Origin of the sequence: Billgrantia saliphila, assembly GCF_002930105.1 — a bacterium.
Classification (GTDB): domain Bacteria; phylum Pseudomonadota; class Gammaproteobacteria; order Pseudomonadales; family Halomonadaceae; genus Halomonas; species Halomonas saliphila.
Genome location: NZ_PJRN01000004.1, coordinates 39,892 through 56,139 on the forward strand (window position 1 = coordinate 39,892; position 16,248 = coordinate 56,139).

The 16,248-nt window shown below is 64.6% G+C and carries 17 protein-coding genes; 6 read left to right on the plus strand and 11 right to left on the minus strand.

What is annotated here, in order from left to right:
* Positions 1–10: 10 nt before the first annotated feature.
* Positions 11–442 (minus strand): Na+/H+ antiporter subunit B, encoded by a 432-nt coding sequence (locus CYJ07_RS05510; protein WP_104202689.1) that lies wholly within the window; start codon positions 440–442, stop codon positions 11–13.
* A complete protein-coding gene (locus tag CYJ07_RS05515) occupies positions 435–2,762 on the minus strand; it encodes a putative monovalent cation/H+ antiporter subunit A (protein WP_104202690.1) in 2,328 nt (775 codons plus the stop codon). The genes CYJ07_RS05510 and CYJ07_RS05515 overlap by 8 nt, the downstream gene beginning before the upstream one ends.
* A 257-nt stretch (positions 2,763–3,019) precedes the next feature.
* Between CYJ07_RS05515 and CYJ07_RS05520 the strand changes: the two genes are divergently transcribed.
* Genes CYJ07_RS05520 through CYJ07_RS05545 form a run of 6 tightly spaced genes read left to right on the plus strand, consistent with a single transcriptional unit; the run spans position 3,020 to position 8,852 of the window.
* Positions 3,020–5,848, plus strand: coding sequence for a monovalent cation/H+ antiporter subunit A (locus CYJ07_RS05520; protein ID WP_104202691.1), 2,829 nt, complete (start codon positions 3,020–3,022; stop codon positions 5,846–5,848).
* Positions 5,848–6,189: a Na+/H+ antiporter subunit C gene (locus CYJ07_RS05525; protein WP_104202692.1), complete on the plus strand. Its 342-nt coding sequence runs from the start codon at positions 5,848–5,850 to the stop codon at positions 6,187–6,189. The genes CYJ07_RS05520 and CYJ07_RS05525 overlap by 1 nt, the downstream gene beginning before the upstream one ends.
* Complete coding sequence (locus tag CYJ07_RS05530; protein WP_104202693.1) at positions 6,186–7,694, plus strand: monovalent cation/H+ antiporter subunit D; 1,509 nt, start codon at positions 6,186–6,188, stop codon at positions 7,692–7,694. Before CYJ07_RS05525 ends, CYJ07_RS05530 begins: the two co-directional genes overlap by 4 nt.
* Positions 7,691–8,188 carry a Na+/H+ antiporter subunit E gene (locus CYJ07_RS05535; RefSeq protein ID WP_104202694.1) on the plus strand — a complete coding sequence of 166 codons (498 nt, stop codon included), beginning with the start codon at positions 7,691–7,693 and terminating at the stop codon, positions 8,186–8,188. Before CYJ07_RS05530 ends, CYJ07_RS05535 begins: the two co-directional genes overlap by 4 nt.
* Positions 8,182–8,451, plus strand: coding sequence for a K+/H+ antiporter subunit F (locus CYJ07_RS05540; protein WP_104202695.1), 270 nt, complete (start codon positions 8,182–8,184; stop codon positions 8,449–8,451). The genes CYJ07_RS05535 and CYJ07_RS05540 overlap by 7 nt, the downstream gene beginning before the upstream one ends.
* Before the next feature lie 8 nt (positions 8,452–8,459).
* Positions 8,460–8,852 carry a Na+/H+ antiporter subunit G gene (locus CYJ07_RS05545; protein ID WP_104202696.1) on the plus strand — a complete coding sequence of 131 codons (393 nt, stop codon included), beginning with the start codon at positions 8,460–8,462 and terminating at the stop codon, positions 8,850–8,852.
* Between the two features lie 13 nt (positions 8,853–8,865).
* On the opposite strand, the gene hemH is transcribed toward CYJ07_RS05545, so the two are convergent.
* From hemH to rpsF, 9 genes are all read right to left on the minus strand, one after another.
* A complete protein-coding gene (gene hemH / locus CYJ07_RS05550; protein WP_104202697.1) occupies positions 8,866–9,933 on the minus strand; it encodes a ferrochelatase in 1,068 nt (355 codons plus the stop codon).
* A gap of 123 nt (positions 9,934–10,056) precedes the next feature.
* Positions 10,057–10,359 (minus strand): DUF6482 family protein, encoded by a 303-nt coding sequence (locus CYJ07_RS05555; RefSeq protein ID WP_104202698.1) that lies wholly within the window; start codon positions 10,357–10,359, stop codon positions 10,057–10,059.
* 143 nt (positions 10,360–10,502) lie between these two features.
* The gene (locus CYJ07_RS05560; protein WP_104202699.1) at positions 10,503–10,796 is read right to left on the minus strand and encodes a hypothetical protein; all 294 of its coding nucleotides are present in this window, start codon (positions 10,794–10,796) and stop codon (positions 10,503–10,505) included.
* 75 nt (positions 10,797–10,871) lie between these two features.
* Positions 10,872–12,260 (minus strand): replicative DNA helicase, encoded by a 1,389-nt coding sequence (gene dnaB, locus CYJ07_RS05565; RefSeq protein ID WP_104202700.1) that lies wholly within the window; start codon positions 12,258–12,260, stop codon positions 10,872–10,874.
* Between the two features lie 157 nt (positions 12,261–12,417).
* Positions 12,418–13,917: a carbohydrate porin gene (locus CYJ07_RS05570; protein WP_104202701.1), complete on the minus strand. Its 1,500-nt coding sequence runs from the start codon at positions 13,915–13,917 to the stop codon at positions 12,418–12,420.
* Between the two features lie 262 nt (positions 13,918–14,179).
* Positions 14,180–14,626 carry a 50S ribosomal protein L9 gene (rplI, locus tag CYJ07_RS05575; RefSeq protein WP_104202702.1) on the minus strand — a complete coding sequence of 149 codons (447 nt, stop codon included), beginning with the start codon at positions 14,624–14,626 and terminating at the stop codon, positions 14,180–14,182.
* 15 nt (positions 14,627–14,641) lie between these two features.
* Positions 14,642–15,496, minus strand: coding sequence for a YybS family protein (locus CYJ07_RS05580; RefSeq protein WP_104202703.1), 855 nt, complete (start codon positions 15,494–15,496; stop codon positions 14,642–14,644).
* Positions 15,497–15,508: 12 nt separating this feature from the next.
* Positions 15,509–15,736, minus strand: coding sequence for a 30S ribosomal protein S18 (gene rpsR, locus CYJ07_RS05585; RefSeq protein ID WP_010629658.1), 228 nt, complete (start codon positions 15,734–15,736; stop codon positions 15,509–15,511).
* A 23-nt stretch (positions 15,737–15,759) separates the two neighbouring features.
* The gene (gene rpsF / locus CYJ07_RS05590) at positions 15,760–16,140 is read right to left on the minus strand and encodes a 30S ribosomal protein S6 (RefSeq protein WP_104202704.1); all 381 of its coding nucleotides are present in this window, start codon (positions 16,138–16,140) and stop codon (positions 15,760–15,762) included.
* Positions 16,141–16,248 lie beyond the last annotated feature (108 nt).

Below are 16,248 nucleotides of genomic sequence, written 5' to 3' on the forward strand. Positions count from 1 at the left end.
CTCCTCGACGTCAGGCATCGTTTTCCCTATCGGTTTCCACCAGGGCGGTGATGGCGGTCAGCACGGAGCCAAGTACCACGAGATAGACACCGATATCGAACAGCAACGGCGTCGAAGCCTTGAAGCCGATCACCGGGACCGTCCACCACTGCGCGGTGAAGAACGGCTCGCCCTGCCACCAGGCCGGCAGGGTCGAGAGCACGCCGAGCAGTAGCCCGACACCGATCAGGTCGCGCGGCGAGACCTTGAGCATGGCATGCATGGCCCGCCCTCCGTAGGCGAAGAGATAGAGCGCAAAGGCACCCGACGCCACCAGCCCAGCGATGAAGCCGCCGCCAGGCTCGTCATGGCCGCGCAGCAGCAGGAACAGCGAGAACAGCAGCTGCAGCGGCAGCAGCAGGCGCGCCGCCACGCTGAGGATCAGAGTGCCCGATCTAACCATCGTCACGCTCCTGCGCCGGGGTCCGCCCGGCATCGCTCTCCTCGGCATGGAAGCGCAGCATGGCCAGTACCCCGACGGCTGCCAGCGCCAGCACGAACATCTCGCCCAGAGTGTCCAGGGCACGGAAGTCCACCAGGATGACGTTGACGATGTTGTGGCCGTGCCCCTGTGGCTGGCTATTGGCGACCAGGTAGTCGGAGATGCGCGGCAGCCGCTCGCCGGCCAGCACCGAGAGCATCAACAGTGTGACCAGGGTTCCGGACAACCCCGCCACAACCAGATCGCGGATGCGCTCGGTGGGCGTGGACAAGGTGACGAAACGCGGCAGGCGGAAAAGCACCAGTACCAACAGGATCACCGTCAGGGTTTCGACCAGCAGCTGGGTGATGGCCAGGTCCGGAGCGCTGAACAGGACGAAGGTCAAGGCGATGGAGAAGCCCATGATGCCCACGGCGGCGACGGCAGCCAGGCGCGAGCGCATCACGCAGGCAGTCACCGCCCCAGCCACCATCAGGCCGGCGACCATGGCCTCGTGCAGGTAGAGGTCGAGCGGCACCTCGAGACTCGGCGCGTGGCGGAAGAACAGCGCGTGGCCGACCAGCCCCAGCAATGTCAGCAGCGTCACGATCAGGTAATTGCGCATATGGCCGTTCTGCAGCATGCGGGTCTGCCATTCGGCACCGGCCACCATCCCCGCCATCAGGGCCTCGTAACCGGCTTCGGGCCCCCGCGCCATGAGCGGCCTGAATCGCGCCAGATGAGCACGCAGGCGATCCCAGCGGCGCCACACCGCCAGCCCCAGCGCCAAACTCGCCAGCGACAGGACGAGCGGCAGGTTGATACCGTGCCAGAGTGCCAGATGCACCTCGTGATCGTCGGCGCCGAGCCCGGCTACCGTCACCGCCACCAGCGCGTCGAGCCACCCCGGCGCCAGGCCGAGCAGCAGCGACAACCCAGCCAGCAGGGCCGGCCCCACTAGCATGCCCGGCGGGGCCTCGTGGGGCGTACGAGGCGTTCGACGAGGAGGGCCGAAGAACGGCCTCAGGGCGACGATGACCGCCACCGCCAGAGTCAGGAAGGCGGCCACGAACGCCAGCACAACGATCGGCACGCGATAGTGCTCGGCGGCCAGTGCCGACTCCAGCATCAACTCCTTGCCGACGAAGCCCAGCAGGGGCGGCAGACCGGCCAGCGACAGCGCGGCAATGGCGGCCACCGCAGCGGTGCGTGGCATCACGTGGCGCAACCCGCCCATGTGGGTGACGTCCTTGGTGCCGGTTTCGTGATCGAGAATGCCGGCCACCATGAACAGTGCTCCCTTGTACAGGGAGTGCGCCAGCAGGAAGGTCACGAACGCAACGAGCGCTCCCGGGGTGCCGAGCCCCAGCAGCAGGGTCAGAGTCCCCAGCGCCATTACCGTCGAATAGGCCAGCAGCTTCTTGATGTTGGTGTGCTGTATCGCGAGGAAGGCGCCGGTGGCCATGGTGATGGCGCCCACCAGCGACAGCGTGACCGTCCAGGTCTCGGTGCCGCCGAGGGCCGGATGCAGCCGGGCCAGCAGATAGACCCCCGCCTTGACCATGGTCGCCGAATGCAGGTAGGCGGAGACCGGCGTCGGTGCGGCCATGGCGTTGGGCAACCAGAAATGGAACGGGAACTGGGCCGACTTGGTAAAGGCACCGATCAGCAGGCAAAGCAGCAGCGGCAGGTAAAGGGCGTGGTCACGCAGCGTATCGCCTCGCTCCATCAGTTCGGCCAGCGACCAGCTGCCGCCGGCCGCTGCCAGCATGACGAAGCCGGCAAGCAGCGCGAGCCCGCCGCCGGCGGTGACGTAGAGCCCCTGCTGCGCGGCCTTGCGCGCCGACAGGTCTGCGTGATTGAAACCGATCAACAGAAAGGAGGTGATACTGGTGAGCTCCCAGAACACGAACAGGGTCACCAGGCTGTCGGACAGCACCAGGCCGAGCATCGACATCATGAAGGCGACGATCACCACCAGGAAGCGCGACAGGTCGCGGTGACCGCGCAGGTAATCGCCGGTATAAACCAGGACCAGGCTGCCGATCACCGTGATCAGCATGGCGAACAGCCAGGCCAGGCCATCGATCAGGAAGCTGAGGGTAATATCGAGCCCCGGCACCCAGCTCCATTCGAGCAGCAGCGCCTCGCCCGCCGCGATGGTCGGCCACTGCCCGAGCAGCCAGATCGCCATCGAAGCCGGCAGCAGGGCCATCACTTGCGGCGTGCGTGCCCCGAACCAGCGGTGCAGCAGCGGTGCCATCCCCGCCACCACGAAGCCTCCCAGCACGGCCAGCTGCATACGGCGTCCTCCCCAGTCGTAGTCGGAGCCACGCCGAAGCATCGCTCCCACCGGTTCGTCGCAACCCACTTTATAGAGACAAGGTATTGAATGGCAAGGAACCGCGGATGCGCTCGCTTTGCGTTGACGTGCCAGGAGACGGCATTATAGAAGCGGTGCGGCCCAGGGACGGGAAACAAACGCTTGATGCTTGCGTCGTCCTGTCCCGTAGGCAAACTATGCCCCTCCCCTCACGGACCCCGCAGGATGAGCGAACGATGACACTGTTGTGGATACCCCTGCTACCGCTGCTGGGCATGCTGGTGCCCATGCTCAGCGCGCACCGTGGCCGACGCTTCTGTAGCCTGGCCACTGCCGTGCCACCGGCCCTCGCCCTCATCCTGACCCTGGCCCTGTGGCCGGCGCTGGCGGCTGACGAGGCACTACGTTTCTCCCTGGAGTGGCTGCCCGCCCTGGGCCTGGAACTCGCGTTTCGGCTGGACGGCCTGTCGCTGCTGTTCAATCTGCTGATCCTTGGCATCGGCCTGCTGATCCTGCTCTATGCGCATTACTATCTCTCGCCGACGGAACCCTTCGGTCGCTTCTATGCTTATCTGATCCTGTTCATGGCCTCCATGGTCGGCATCGTCATGGCGGACAATCTGATCCTGCTGTGGCTCTACTGGGAACTGACCAGCATCTCCTCCTTCCTGCTGATCGGCTTCTGGTCCCACCAGAGCGATGCACGCAAGGGGGCTCGGATGGCCCTGGCCGTGACCGGTGCCGGCGGCCTCGCCCTGCTTGCCGGCCTGCTGCTGCTTGGCGACATGGTGGGCAGCCACTCCATGGATCAGGTACTCGCGAGTGGCGATCTCGTCGTTGCCGACCCGCGCTATCCGCTGATGCTCGTCCTCGTACTGCTGGGCGCCTTCACCAAGTCGGCCCAGTTTCCGTTCCAGTTCTGGCTACCGCACGCCATGGCCGCGCCGACGCCGGTCTCCGCCTACCTGCATTCGGCGACCATGGTTAAGGCGGGCATCTTCCTGATGGCGCGACTGCACCCGGCCATTGCCGACAGCGCGCTGTGGTCGGTGACGGTATCGCTGGTGGGCGCGGCCACGCTGCTGTACGGCGCCTGGTTCGCACTGCTCAAGACCGACCTGAAAGGCATCCTCGCGTTTTCTACCGTGAGTCATCTGGGGCTGATCACGCTGCTGCTGGGTATCGGCAGCCCCATGGCCGTGCTCGCCGCGCTCTTTCATATCATCAACCACGCCACCTTCAAGGCGGCACTGTTCATGAGCGCGGGTATCGTCGACCACGAAACCGGCACCCGAGAGCTCGGGCGCCTGGGCGGACTGCGCCGCGCCATGCCGGTCACCGCCGTGCTGACTACCCTGGCCGCAGCCGCCATGGCCGGCGTGCCGCTACTCAACGGCTTCATTTCCAAGGAGATGTTCTTTACCGAGACCCTGGCCACTCCGGTGCTGGGCGGGCTGAGCTGGCTGCTGCCGGCCCTGGCCACCCTGGGGGGCGTGCTCTCCGTCGCCTACTCTCTGCGCCTGGCGCATGCGGTCTTCTTCAAGCCCGCCCAGGAAGCGCCGCCGAAGCCTCCCCATGAGCCCCCGCGCCTGATGCGCGCGCCCGTGGAACTGCTGGTGACGCTGTGTGTGGCGGTGGGGGTCGCGCCGGTGCTGGCCGAGGGCGTGCTCGCGCCCGCCACCCGCGCCGTGCTGGACGAGCCGCTGGTTTTCCACCTGGCGATATGGCACGGCGTCAATCTGCCGCTCTTCATGAGCCTGATCGCGCTGATCGCCGGCGCGGGCCTCTACTGGCGCCACGCCGACCTGCAACGCTTCGCCCGCAGCTTCCATCCGGTCGATGCGCGACTGGTCTTCGAATCCGCCATGCAGCGCCTGGGCAACGCCGCCGAAGCCGGCCTGGCCTGGTTCGATGGTGGCTCGCTGCAGCGCTACATGACTTGGCTGCTGTTCGCTACCCTGATCGCCGGTGCGCTGGGACTCACCGTCATGAGCGGCCTGACCGGCGCGAAAGGCAACCAACCCCTAGACGGCATCCTGCTGCTGGGTGCCGGCCTGCTGCTCTTCGGCGGCATCGGCACCGCGATCACGCATCGCTATCGCCTGGTCTCGCTGCTGCTGCTGTCGGTCGTGGGACTGGTGGTGTCGCTGACCTTCGCGCGTTTTTCCGCCCCCGACCTGGCCCTGACCCAGCTTTCGGTGGAAGTGGTGACCATGATCCTGCTGATGCTGGCGCTGTTCTTCCTGCCGCAGAAAACGCCGCCGGAATCCTCGCGCCGCCGTAGCCTGCGCGATATCGTCCTGGCCGGCTCCCTCGGCCTGGTGGTGGCGAGCCTCAACTATGCCGTACTGACCCGGGACAACGCGCCGATCTCGGGTTTCTTCCTCGAGAACAGCGTGCCCGGCGGCGGCGGCCACAACGTGGTCAACGTCATCCTGGTCGACTTCCGCGGCTTCGACACCCTGGGCGAGATCACCGTGCTGGCCCTGGCCGGCCTGGCCATCTTCAAGCTGCTCAATCGACTGCGGCTGTACATGCCGCACAGCGACGGCGAGGGGCGCGTGTGGTCGCCGGACCGCTATCCGTCGATCCTCACCTCGATCTCCATGGCGCTGCTTCCCCTGGCCCTGCTGGTGTCCGCCTTCATCTTCCTGCGCGGCCACAACCTGCCCGGCGGCGGCTTCATCGCCGGTCTGATCACCGCTGTGGCGCTGATCCTGCTCTACATGGCGCGCGGTGTGGAATGGGCACAGCAGCGACTCGACTTTCCCTATCAGCCGGTGGCCATCGCCGGGGTCGGCATCGCCACGCTGACCGGCCTCGGCAGTTGGCTGTTCGGCTATCCTTTCCTGACCTCGGCCTTCGGTCACTTTCACCTGCCGCTGGTGGGCGATTTCGAGCTGGCGACCGCGCTGCTCTTCGACCTCGGCGTCTACCTCGCCGTGGTGGGCGCCACCCTGATGATCCTGGCCAACCTGGGCAAGGTCACCACACCCCATCGGCCGGCCAAGGAGCCCGTCGAAAGCGTCGACACCACCACGCGCCCCAGCAAGGAGACATCCTGATGGAAAGCCTCTACGCCATCACCACCGGCGTGTTGACCGCCTGCGGGCTCTACCTGACCCTGCGCGGGCGCACCTTCCCGGTCGTCGTCGGCCTGACCCTGCTCTCCTATGCCGTAAACCTCTTCCTGTTCTCCATGGGCGGGCTCACCACCGACGGCGCGGCCATCGTCGACGGCGGCGGCCCCTATGCCGATCCGTTGCCGCAGGCGCTGGTGCTCACCGCCATCGTCATCGGTTTCGCCATGACCGCCTTCGTGGTGATCCTGGCGATGCGCGCACGCAGCGAGGTCGGCAACGACCACGTCGATGGTCGCTCGCACGATGACGAGGAGCGCAACTGATGCCGCATCTCATCGTTCTGCCTATCGTGCTGCCCCTGGTGGCCGGAATCCTGCTGCTGTACCGCCGCCAGGGCGGCACTCGCTTGAAGCGCCTTATCGGTGTGGGCAGCACCGCCCTGCTGGTGGCGGTCGGCATCGCCCTTGTCAGTCGGGCCGGAGGTGGCGAGGTGACCTACTACGCCCTGGGCGACTGGCAGCCCCCCTTCGGCATCGTGCTGGTACTCGACCGCCTGTCGGCCCTGATGGTACTGCTCACCGCCGTGCTGGCGCTGGGCGCCGTGGTCTTCGCCTGCGACGGCGACGACGAGCGCGGCAGCAACTTTCATGGTCTGTTCCAGTGGCAGCTGATGGGCATCAACGGGGCTTTCCTGACCGGCGACCTGTTCAACCTCTTCGTCTTCTTCGAGGTTCTGCTGCTGGCCTCCTATGCCCTGCTGTTGCACGGCGGCGGCAAGGCACGCATCCAGGCCGGGGTGCATTATGTCGTGCTCAACCTGGCCGGCTCCGCCCTGTTCCTGATCGCCGTGGGTGTTCTCTACGGCGCTACCGGCACCCTGAACATGGCCGACATGGCCGCGCGCCTCGCCGAACTGCCCGCCGAACGCGAAGGACTGGTGGTGGCCGGCGGGCTGATGCTGCTGGTGGTGTTCGGGCTCAAGGCCGCCATGCTGCCGCTCTACTTCTGGCTGCCGCGCACCTATGCAGCGGCACCGGCCCCCGTGGCGGCGCTGTTCGCCATCATGACCAAGGTGGGCGTATACGCCATCCTGCGCGTCTATTCGCTGATCTTCGGCGAAGCCGCGGGGCCGCTGGCCAACCTGGAGCAGGCCTGGGTCTGGTGGCTGGCGCTGGCGACCCTGATTGCGGCCGGTGTCGGCGTGCTGGCGGCACGCGACCTGCGCTTGCTGGTGGCTTACCTGGTGCTGGTCTCGGTGGGCACCCTGCTCGCCGGCATCGGCATGGGCTCGCCAAGGGCCGTCTCCGCCCTGCTCTACTATCTGATCCATACCACCCTGATCACCGGCGGACTGTTCCTGCTCGCCGAGTTGATCGGCGAACAGCGCGGCAAGGCCGGCACCCGCCTGGTTCGGGGCCGCCCGTTGCAGCACGGCGGCTGGCTCGCAGCCCTGTTCTTCCTCGGCGCTGTGTCGGTGGCCGGCCTGCCGCCGCTTTCCGGCGCGATCGGCAAGGCGCTGCTGCTCGCCGCCGCCGAAGGCAACCAGCAACCCTGGCTGTGGCCGACCCTGCTGCTGACTGGGCTGTGCTCGCTGATCGCGCTCTCCCGCGCCGGCTCCACCCTGTTCTGGCGCAGTCAGGGCGAGCCTGCCGGAGAAACGCTGTCGTGGCGCAAGTGGTTCGGCGTGACCTGGCTGCTAGCCGCCTCGCCGCTGCTGGTGGTGCTCGCCGGACCGGTGAGCGATTACACGAACGCCACCGCCGAGCAGTTGGCCGATCCACGGCTGATGATCGATGCTCTGCTGCCCACCGCCGGAGGTACCCGATGATCAAGATACGCCCCTGGCTGCCGACGCCGCTGATGTCGATCCTGCTGCTGGTGGTCTGGCTGCTGCTGGTGCGCAGCCTGGCCTTCGGCCACCTGCTGCTGGGCGGTTTCCTGGCGGTGACGATTCCGCTGGCGACCCATCGCTTCTGGGACGCCCAGCCGCGTATCGCCAAGCCCTGGCTATTGCTGCGTTTCGTCTTTCGCGTGCTGGGCGACATCCTGATCGCCAACATCGAAGTCGCCTGGCTGATCATCAACCCGCGCCGTCGCATGCACCCTCACTTCGTGGAATACCCGCTGATGCTAAAGGAACGCTTCACCATCACGCTGCTGGCCAACACCATCAGCCTGACGCCGGGGACCGTATCGGCCAACCTGCGCATGGACGGCAAGACCCTGCTGATCCATGCCCTGAATGCGCAGGATGAAGCGGCATTGATCGCGCATATCCGCGAGCGTTACGAGCAGCCGCTGAAGGAGATCTACGAATGCTAGACATCGCACTGATGATCAGCCTGACACTGGTGGTCCTCGCCCTGCTGCTGAACGTCTATCGCCTCGCCGTGGGGCCGGACATGCCCGACCGCATCCTGGCGCTGGACACCATGTACATCAATTCCATCGCGCTGATCGTGTTGATGGGACTGTGGCTCAATACCAAGACCTATTTCGAGTCGGCGCTGTTGATCGCCATGCTCGGTTTCATCAGCACCGTGGCGGTTTGCAAGTACCTGCTGCGCGGCGACATCATCGAATAGGAGGCCTTATGACCCTTTACGTGATTCTCGAGGGCGTGATCGCCTTCTTCCTTGTCGCCGGCGGCGTCTTCGCCTTCATTGGCTCGCTGGGCATGGCCCACCTGCCCGATTTCTACATGCGTCTGCATGGCCCCACCAAGGCCACCACCCTGGGAATCGGCTGCATGTTGATCGCTTCGATGCTCTACTTCTGGGTCACCCAGGGCAAGCCCGACATTCAGGAGATGCTGATCACGTTGTTTCTGTTCATCACCGCTCCGGTGAGCGCTCACCTGATGGCAAAGACCGGGCTGCACATGCAGCTCAAGCACATCGACGAAACCGGCGGACGCCCACCCGAGCTACGCCCGGAGGAGATCGGCGAGAAGCCCGTCCCCCATCCCGACCGCGGCCACGGCTGAGCGAGGCGGCCGGCTACAGCCAGCCGGCCAGTTCGCTCTCGGCGATCGCCAGTAGCGCGGCGATATGGTCGTCGCGGTCGTTGAGGCAAGGAATGTAGGTGAATCTCTCACCGCCGGCGGCCAGGAAGCTCTCACGGATCTCCTCGTTGATCTCCTCCAGGGTTTCCACGCAGTCGGAAGCGAACGCCGGCGACACCACGGCGATATGCTTGTATCCCCGGCGTGCCAGCTCGGCGACATGGTCCACGGTCTGGGGCCCCACCCACTCCTCCGGACCGAACTGAGACTGGAAGGCGGTCTGGATGGCGTCCTCGGGCCAGCCGAGCCTCTCGCGCAGCAGGCGCGTGGTCTTCTGGCATTGGCAGTGGTACGGATCGCCCTCGAGCAGGAAGCGCTTGGGCACGCCGTGATAGGAGCTCACCAGCACCTCCGGCGGCGATTTGGCGGCGGCATACGCTTCGCGCACCGAATTGGCCAAGGCCTCGAGATAGGCCGGATGCTCGAAGTAGGCCGGCACCGTGCGCAGGGCCGGCTGATGCTTGAGCGTCATCAGCGTGCGAAATGCCTGGTCGTTGGCGGTGGCGGTAGTCGGCGAGGCGTACTGCGGGTAGAGCGGGAAAAACAGGATGCGCTCGCAGCCCTCGGCCTGCAAGCGGCGCAAAACGCTGTCGGTGGAAGGATTGCCGTAGCGCATGCAGAAGTCGACGCGCACTCGGTCGCCGTGACGTGCCTCCAGGGCTTCGGCCATCTTGCGTGTCTGCTCGCGGGTAATGGTCAGCAGCGGGCTCTCGTTCCTTTCCGTGTTCCAGATGCTGCGATAGGCCGCGCCGGACTTGAACGGTCGACGGGTCAGGATAATCAGCTGCAGCAGCGGCTGCCACTTCCAGCTCGGGTAGTCGACCACTCGCTTGTCGGACAGGAATTCGTTGAGATACCGCCGCATCGACCGGTAGTCGGTGGCATCCGGCGTTCCCAGGTTGGCCAGTACGACGCCAACCCTGGCGCGTGATACCGGTGGATGATCCGGCGGAGCATGGGCGGGGCGTTCGCGGCCCGACGGCTCCACTTGCGGTGAGGGCATGCACTGCGCTCCTTACTGAACGACGGAGCGCCTAGTGTATCAGGCCGGAGCCGTGGGCGGTATGAAGTTATACTATCAAAGTAATTTGTATAACTTGCAGAGAAGGTAGCAGGATCGGAAGCGTCAGAATACCAGCGGGGTGCGCGATGTCAGCGAATCGTGGTAGTGCGCTTCGCGGCCGATCACCTCGTCCTCCGGCACGTGCTGGACCAGAAAGGCATGATGAATGCCGGCGCGCTGCAGTTCGAGGTAAACGTCCTCCAGCGCGCGAAATACGATCGGCTTGCCGCGCCGCGTCAGCATGTGCCGACGGCCCTCGACGTCTTCGAGCTCCACCTGGTAGCAGCGACTGCCGGCGTGAGTGATCACTCGAATCTCGAAATTGTCGCTCCGGGCGGCGAAGTCCTTGAGTTCTTCGAATTGCATGGCTCCCTCCATGTCTCGTTCTACGTCCGTTTGAGAATATACGATTCGGGCACAGCTTGACTGTGCCCGATATCAATTACATGACGAAATTCTAACTTTTGTATGACAGTGACCTTGTCCAAGGGTTCCGACACCATTCGGTATCACTGATAATCCGAAGGATCGATCGCCTTGGCCAGGGAGTTGCGGTCGACCCACTTGCCTGCCTTGGTCTCCTTGTAGCGAAACACCACGCGGTCGCCTACCGCCACGGTGAGTTCGGCATCCTCGGTCTGGTAGCTGTAGGCTTCGCCGTCGACGACCAGGTGAAAGCGGTAGAGATCCGGCATGCCCAACCACTCCTTGAAAGGGCCTTCGCGTTCCAGTGACTGAAGTTCACCGCGCGCCTCCAGTTTTGGGGTGCGCTGACGCTTGCCGCGCCGAAATCCGCCTGCCATGGTCTCTCCTCGGTTGCCAGCTATCGGGGGTCGGCATTATACGGCTTCGCGCCCATGGCTCAAGCGCGTTGCGCCTTACTCGCCGAAGGCCTCGCCGTAGCTGTCCGGCGCCAGGTCCTCGAAGCGCGTGTACTTGCCGATGAAGGCCATATGCACGGTGCCGATGGGGCCGTTACGCTGCTTGCCGATGATCAGTTCGGCCAGTCCCTGATTGTCCGGATTATCCGGATTGTAGACCTCATCACGATAGACGAAGGCGATCAGGTCGGCGTCCTGCTCGATGGCGCCCGACTCGCGCAGGTCCGACATCACCGGGCGCTTGTTGGGACGCTGCTCCAGCGAGCGGTTGAGCTGAGAGAGCGCGATCACCGGGCAGCCGAACTCCTTGGCCATGCCCTTCAGCGAGCGCGAGATCTCCGAGATCTCGCCGGTGCGATTCTCGGAGAAACCGGGGATCTGCATCAGCTGCAGGTAGTCGATCATGACCATCGCCAGATTGCCGTGCTCGCGCACCACACGGCGAATGCGCGAGCGCATCTCGTTGGGCGACAGCGCGGCGGTATCGTCGATGAACAGCTGCTTGTCCTTGAGCAGGTTGACCGCCGAGGTCAGCCGCGGCCAATCCTCGTCCTCGAGCTGACCGGTACGCACCCGAGTCTGATCGATACGGCCCAGCGACGACAGCATGCGCAGCATCAGAGCATCCGCCGGCATCTCCATGGAGAACACCATCACCGGCTTGTCGCTGGCGATCACCGCGTGCTCGACGACGTTCATGGCGAAGGTGGTCTTGCCCATCGAGGGACGGCCGGCAATGATCACCAGGTCGGAAGGCTGCAGGCCCGAGGTCATCTCGTCGAGGTCGCGAAAGCCCGTCGACAGACCGGTCATCTCGCCCTTCATGTTGAACAGCTCGTCGATACGATCCACCGCCTTGGCCAGCAGCTCGCTCATACCGATGGGGCCGCCCGACTTGGGGCGCTCCTCGCTGATCTGGAACACCAGCCGCTCGGCCTCGTCGAGCAGTTCATCGGCCGGCCGGCCCTGGGGGCTGAAAGCGCCGTCGGCGATCTGGCTGGCGGCGCGAATCAGCTTGCGTAGGGTCGCCCGCTCGCGAACGATATCGGCGTAGGCGCGGATGTTGCTGGCCGAAGGCGTATTGCGCGCCAGCTCGGCCAGGTAGGCGAGCCCACCGGTGGTATCGAGCTGGTCACGTCCCTCCAGCGCTTCGGAGAGGGTCACCACGTCCATCGGTCGCCCCGTCTCGGCGAGACCGGTCATGACATTGAAGATGAGGCGATGCTCGTAGCGATAGAAATCGTCTGCCACCAGTCGATCGGCCACATTGTCCCAGGCGGCATTGTCGAGCATCAGCCCCCCGAGGACCGACTGCTCCGCCTCCAGCGAATGCGGCGGCACCTTCAGCGCGGCGGCTTCCCTATCGAGCTCGAGCGTGTCGTTCATGGCGTGACAACCTTGGTAATGGCGGGCCGTGCCATTCTACCCGATGGCTTGGGTCCACCCTACCTTTCGAAACGACAAAAACCGCGACCGAAACCGGTCGCGGCAAGGGATCGAAACAGCATACGAGCGTGGCCCGACCTGGCGGGCCGGCTTGAACTTAGAACCAGACCTCGGTCTGGACGCCGAAGCTCCACTGGCCACCGGTGAAGCCGTCACTACCGAAAGCGGAATCCACCTGGTAGTCGTTGAGTTCGCTCGTCCAATCGGTATAGGAGGCGAACACACGAACTTCCGGGCGCTGCCAGAAACCACCCACCTGCGGCTTGAAGGTCGGCGCGATGGTGAACTTGCCGAAGTCGCCGCTCACCGCGTTGCGCCCATCGTAGCCGTTGGGGGCGAGATCCATGTACTGGTAGCTGGCCTCGTACTGCATCTCGAAGTTCTGGGTGATCTCGTTGGCCAGCCGCGCGCTCAGCGTCAGCCACTCGTATTCGTCGCCGTCGACGTAGCGGTCCTTGCTCATCTCACCGAACAGCACCGGGGCGATGCGCCAACTGGGCGTCAGGTAGGTAGTGCCGTAGAGGCCGAGGCGGGTGGCCTGGGCGTCATCGGTGAGGTTGCCGTCGCTGCCGAGCCCCTTGACCTCAGCGCCCAGGCCCCGGCCATGCAGTAGCGCCACCTTGAAGCTGCCCTCGCCCAGGCCGAAGAAGCTGTCGCCATGGTAGGCCACCATGGTGTGGAAGCCGCCGTTTGCTGCAGCCTGGCCCTCGCCGATGTCACGCTCCTCATTGTCGGCCGCCGACAGGGCATTGACCATCCACTGCCAGTTGCCGAAGTAGTTGTTGGAGGTGAGGATCAAACTGTCGGTATCGTCCGTGACGCCGGGATTCTCCCTATCGACGGGATAATCGCTGAAGCTGCGCCCGTAGAGCGAGAAGTGGGAGCGCCAATTGTCGGCCAGCTGCATGTCGTAGATACCGGCGCCGGTACCGGCCAAGAAGATGAAGTCGCTGTCGAGCCAGTGGATGTCGAAGTTGTCGCGGTCGAAGCGTTTGCCGGCCCAGATCGAGGCATTCTCGAAAGCCCCGGTGAAGCTCGGCAGCTCGCTGAACTCGGCATAGACCTGGCGCACATTGAGGTCGGAATCGTCGTCCCAATCATCGCTCGTCCGCGTACCACTGGCCAGCATGGTGCGGTACAGCGCCTTGGCGCCATTGTCGTATTGCATGCGGTAATTGAGGATGGCCTCGGCGTAGGTGTCGGGCTCGTTGCCCAGGCGCCCCACGGCACCGCCCAAGCCACCTGCAGGCGTCACGTAGGGGCCGCCTTCGATACTCTTGCGATCCTCTCCCAGCAGCAGACCGGAACGGGCATAAACGTCGAAGGAGAAGCCCTCTTCACCGCTGGCCTGACGCTCGACCTTGGCCAGGCGCTCCTCGACTTCGTCCGCCGCAAGCCGATTTTCGGCCTGGGCTTCGGCCAGCTCGGCGCGCTGCTCGGCGGCAGCGGCCCGCTGTTCGGCGGCTGCGATACGGCTTTCGAGTTCGAGCAGGCGCTGCTCCAGGCTTGCGGTGTCGGCGCTGGCGCCAGCACAGAAACCGAGGCTGGCCATGGCGACGGCAGCGACGAGCGGAGTTCGTAGCAAAGCAGTCTTCATCGCAGTTGTTCCTTTTTGTTGGTTTTCGCAAGGTGAACGGGGCAGGCGCTGAGCTGTATCGATAGTTGGGCGCGACTTAAGCGCCACGAAGTCCTGCTGCCCTGGTCCGGACGCGGCGCATCCAGCCCAGGCAAACTTAATCGTTTAAGAACAGTGGCGCAAAAATAAAACGTAATATTACTACCAATGTCTAAGTTTCAGACATGAACAAGGGGCGCGAGGAAACTCCTCGCGCCCCTTGAGGGTGATGCGTGGCGGAAACTTACTCGGCCACTACGACCACACGAACGGTGGCGTCGACTTCGGCGTGCAGGTGCAGGTCGATGTCATATTCGCCGGTCTGGCGAATCGGACCTTCGGGCATGCGCACTTCGCTCTTGGCGACTTCGATGCCAGCCTGGCCCAGCGCCTCGGCCAGATCACGCGGACCGATGGAGCCGAACAGCTTGCCCTCTTCGCCGGCCTTGGCCACCAGTGACAGTTCGATTTCGGCCAGCTGTGCGGCACGAGACTCGGCGATGGCCTTGCGCTCTGCGGCTTGTGCCTCGAGCTCGGCGCGCTGCGCTTCGAAGGCTTCCACGTTGTCCTTGGTCGCCGGCACGGCCAGGCCGTAAGGTACCAGGTAGTTACGACCATAACCGGGCTTGACGGACACCTTGTCACCCAAACCGCCCAGCTTGCCTATGTTGTCGAGCAGAATGACTTCCATCTCGTTAACCTCTTGTCAGTCGCTGCGGGGGGCCAGACGGCTGCGAAAATCCGCGAACACGTCGATGAAAGCCACCAACAGCACGATCAGAATCATGGGCCAGGTGGTGATCAGCAGTCCGTAGAAAGCGATCAGCCACAGCCCGTTCATGCCTTTCAGTCCGATGAAGCCGTGGACCAGCGCGATGCCGGCTACCAACAGCGGAACCCAGGCCAGCATGGAGAGCGAGGGCAGCCCCAGCACCATGCCGACCACGCCCAGGAGCACCAGCAATGCCAGCTCTCGCGGCGCCAGGCGCAGCGCGTGGAACTCCTCGCGAAAGCCACCGGGGTTGTAGAGCCCCGCCTGCCAGCTGCGCGCCAGCGCCAGACAGCCGATGGCCGCGATCAGTACCATCAGGCCGGTGATGCCACCGATCAGCAGCGTAGCCAACTCCTCGGTGTCATACCCCTGGCGTACCAGCTCGCCGAGTACCTGATCGATCTCGTCCGAACTCTGCCGCAGCTGCTCCAGCAGCGGCCCGGTACCGCCCGGCGGGATGAAGACGCCCAGTTGAACCAACACCGCAACGGCCAGAGTGCCGGCAATCAATGCCTCGCTCCAGCGCATGCGCTCGCGCAGCACCACCGCCATCAGCGTAACCAGCAGCACGCTGGCCAGCGGAATGACGTCGCCCTGCGTCCACCACCAGCCGGCAGGCAAGGCGCCCGCGACCAGCGCCGGCAGCGCCGATAGCATGCCGCGACGCAGCGTCACCAGGGCGACGATGGCCGCACTTAGCCAGAACAGCCAAGGCACGATCGCGGCCAGGGCCGCCCCACCAGCCGCGTAGGGCGTACCCCGCATCAGCCAGCGGGCAATCGGCAACATCGGGTCAGCGGCTTACTGGTGGCTGTCGGTGTAAGGCAGCAGTGCCAGGTAGCGCGCGCGCTTGATGGCGGTGGCCAACTGGCGCTGATAGCGTGCCTTGGTACCGGTAATGCGGCTGGGTACGATCTTGCCGGTCTCGGTGATGTAGGCCTTCAGCGTGTCCAGATCCTTGTAATCGATCTGCTTCACGCCTTCAGCGGTGAAACGGCAGAACTTGCGGCGGCGGAAAAAGCGTGCCATGTCAAAACTCCTTGGACGTGCGATCAGTTGGCTTCGGCAGTTTCTTCGGTACGCGAGCGCTCATCGCGACGCGCACGCTTGTCGTCTGCCGGCTTCATCATCGGCGAAGCCTCGGTGATGGCTTCCTTGCAGCGCACCACCAGGCTGCGAATGATGGCGTCGTTGAAGCGGAAGATGTTCTCGATTTCCTCGAGAGTCTCGCCGCTGCACTCGACGTTCATCAGCACGTAGTGAGCCTTGTGAATCTTGTTGATCGGGTAGGCCAGGTGACGACGGCCCCAGTCCTCCAGACGATGCACGGTGCCACCACTTTCAGTGACGATGCTGGAGTAACGCTCGACCATGGACGGCACTTGCTCGCTCTGGTCCGGGTGGACCATGAACACGATTTCGTAATGACGCATGGGGTCTCCTTGCGGGTTGGCAGCTTCCTCGGGAGGCTTTCGCACTCAGGGGAAGCAAGGAGTGATAGTCAAATAATTACGCCCGCTCACACAGGAACGGGCGCATGC

Excerpts from the sequence above, each read along its gene's own strand:
- CYJ07_RS05510 (WP_104202689.1), bottom strand. The coding sequence starts at position 442 with ATGGTTAGATCGGGCACTCTGATCCTCAGCGTGGCGGCGCGCCTGCTG.
- CYJ07_RS05515 (WP_104202690.1), bottom strand. The coding sequence starts at position 2,762 with ATGCAGCTGGCCGTGCTGGGAGGCTTCGTGGTGGCGGGGATGGCACCG.
- CYJ07_RS05520 (WP_104202691.1), top strand. The coding sequence starts at position 3,020 with ATGACACTGTTGTGGATACCCCTGCTACCGCTGCTGGGCATGCTGGTG.
- CYJ07_RS05525 (WP_104202692.1), top strand. The coding sequence starts at position 5,848 with ATGGAAAGCCTCTACGCCATCACCACCGGCGTGTTGACCGCCTGCGGG.
- CYJ07_RS05535 (WP_104202694.1), top strand. The coding sequence starts at position 7,691 with ATGATCAAGATACGCCCCTGGCTGCCGACGCCGCTGATGTCGATCCTG.
- CYJ07_RS05540 (WP_104202695.1), top strand. The coding sequence starts at position 8,182 with ATGCTAGACATCGCACTGATGATCAGCCTGACACTGGTGGTCCTCGCC.
- CYJ07_RS05545 (WP_104202696.1), top strand. The coding sequence starts at position 8,460 with ATGACCCTTTACGTGATTCTCGAGGGCGTGATCGCCTTCTTCCTTGTC.
- hemH (WP_104202697.1), bottom strand. The coding sequence starts at position 9,933 with ATGCCCTCACCGCAAGTGGAGCCGTCGGGCCGCGAACGCCCCGCCCAT.
- CYJ07_RS05555 (WP_104202698.1), bottom strand. The coding sequence starts at position 10,359 with ATGCAATTCGAAGAACTCAAGGACTTCGCCGCCCGGAGCGACAATTTC.
- CYJ07_RS05560 (WP_104202699.1), bottom strand. The coding sequence starts at position 10,796 with ATGGCAGGCGGATTTCGGCGCGGCAAGCGTCAGCGCACCCCAAAACTG.
- dnaB (WP_104202700.1), bottom strand. The coding sequence starts at position 12,260 with ATGAACGACACGCTCGAGCTCGATAGGGAAGCCGCCGCGCTGAAGGTG.
- CYJ07_RS05570 (WP_104202701.1), bottom strand. The coding sequence starts at position 13,917 with ATGAAGACTGCTTTGCTACGAACTCCGCTCGTCGCTGCCGTCGCCATG.
- rplI (WP_104202702.1), bottom strand. The coding sequence starts at position 14,626 with ATGGAAGTCATTCTGCTCGACAACATAGGCAAGCTGGGCGGTTTGGGT.
- CYJ07_RS05580 (WP_104202703.1), bottom strand. The coding sequence starts at position 15,496 with ATGTTGCCGATTGCCCGCTGGCTGATGCGGGGTACGCCCTACGCGGCT.
- rpsR (WP_010629658.1), bottom strand. The coding sequence starts at position 15,736 with ATGGCACGCTTTTTCCGCCGCCGCAAGTTCTGCCGTTTCACCGCTGAA.
- rpsF (WP_104202704.1), bottom strand. The coding sequence starts at position 16,140 with ATGCGTCATTACGAAATCGTGTTCATGGTCCACCCGGACCAGAGCGAG.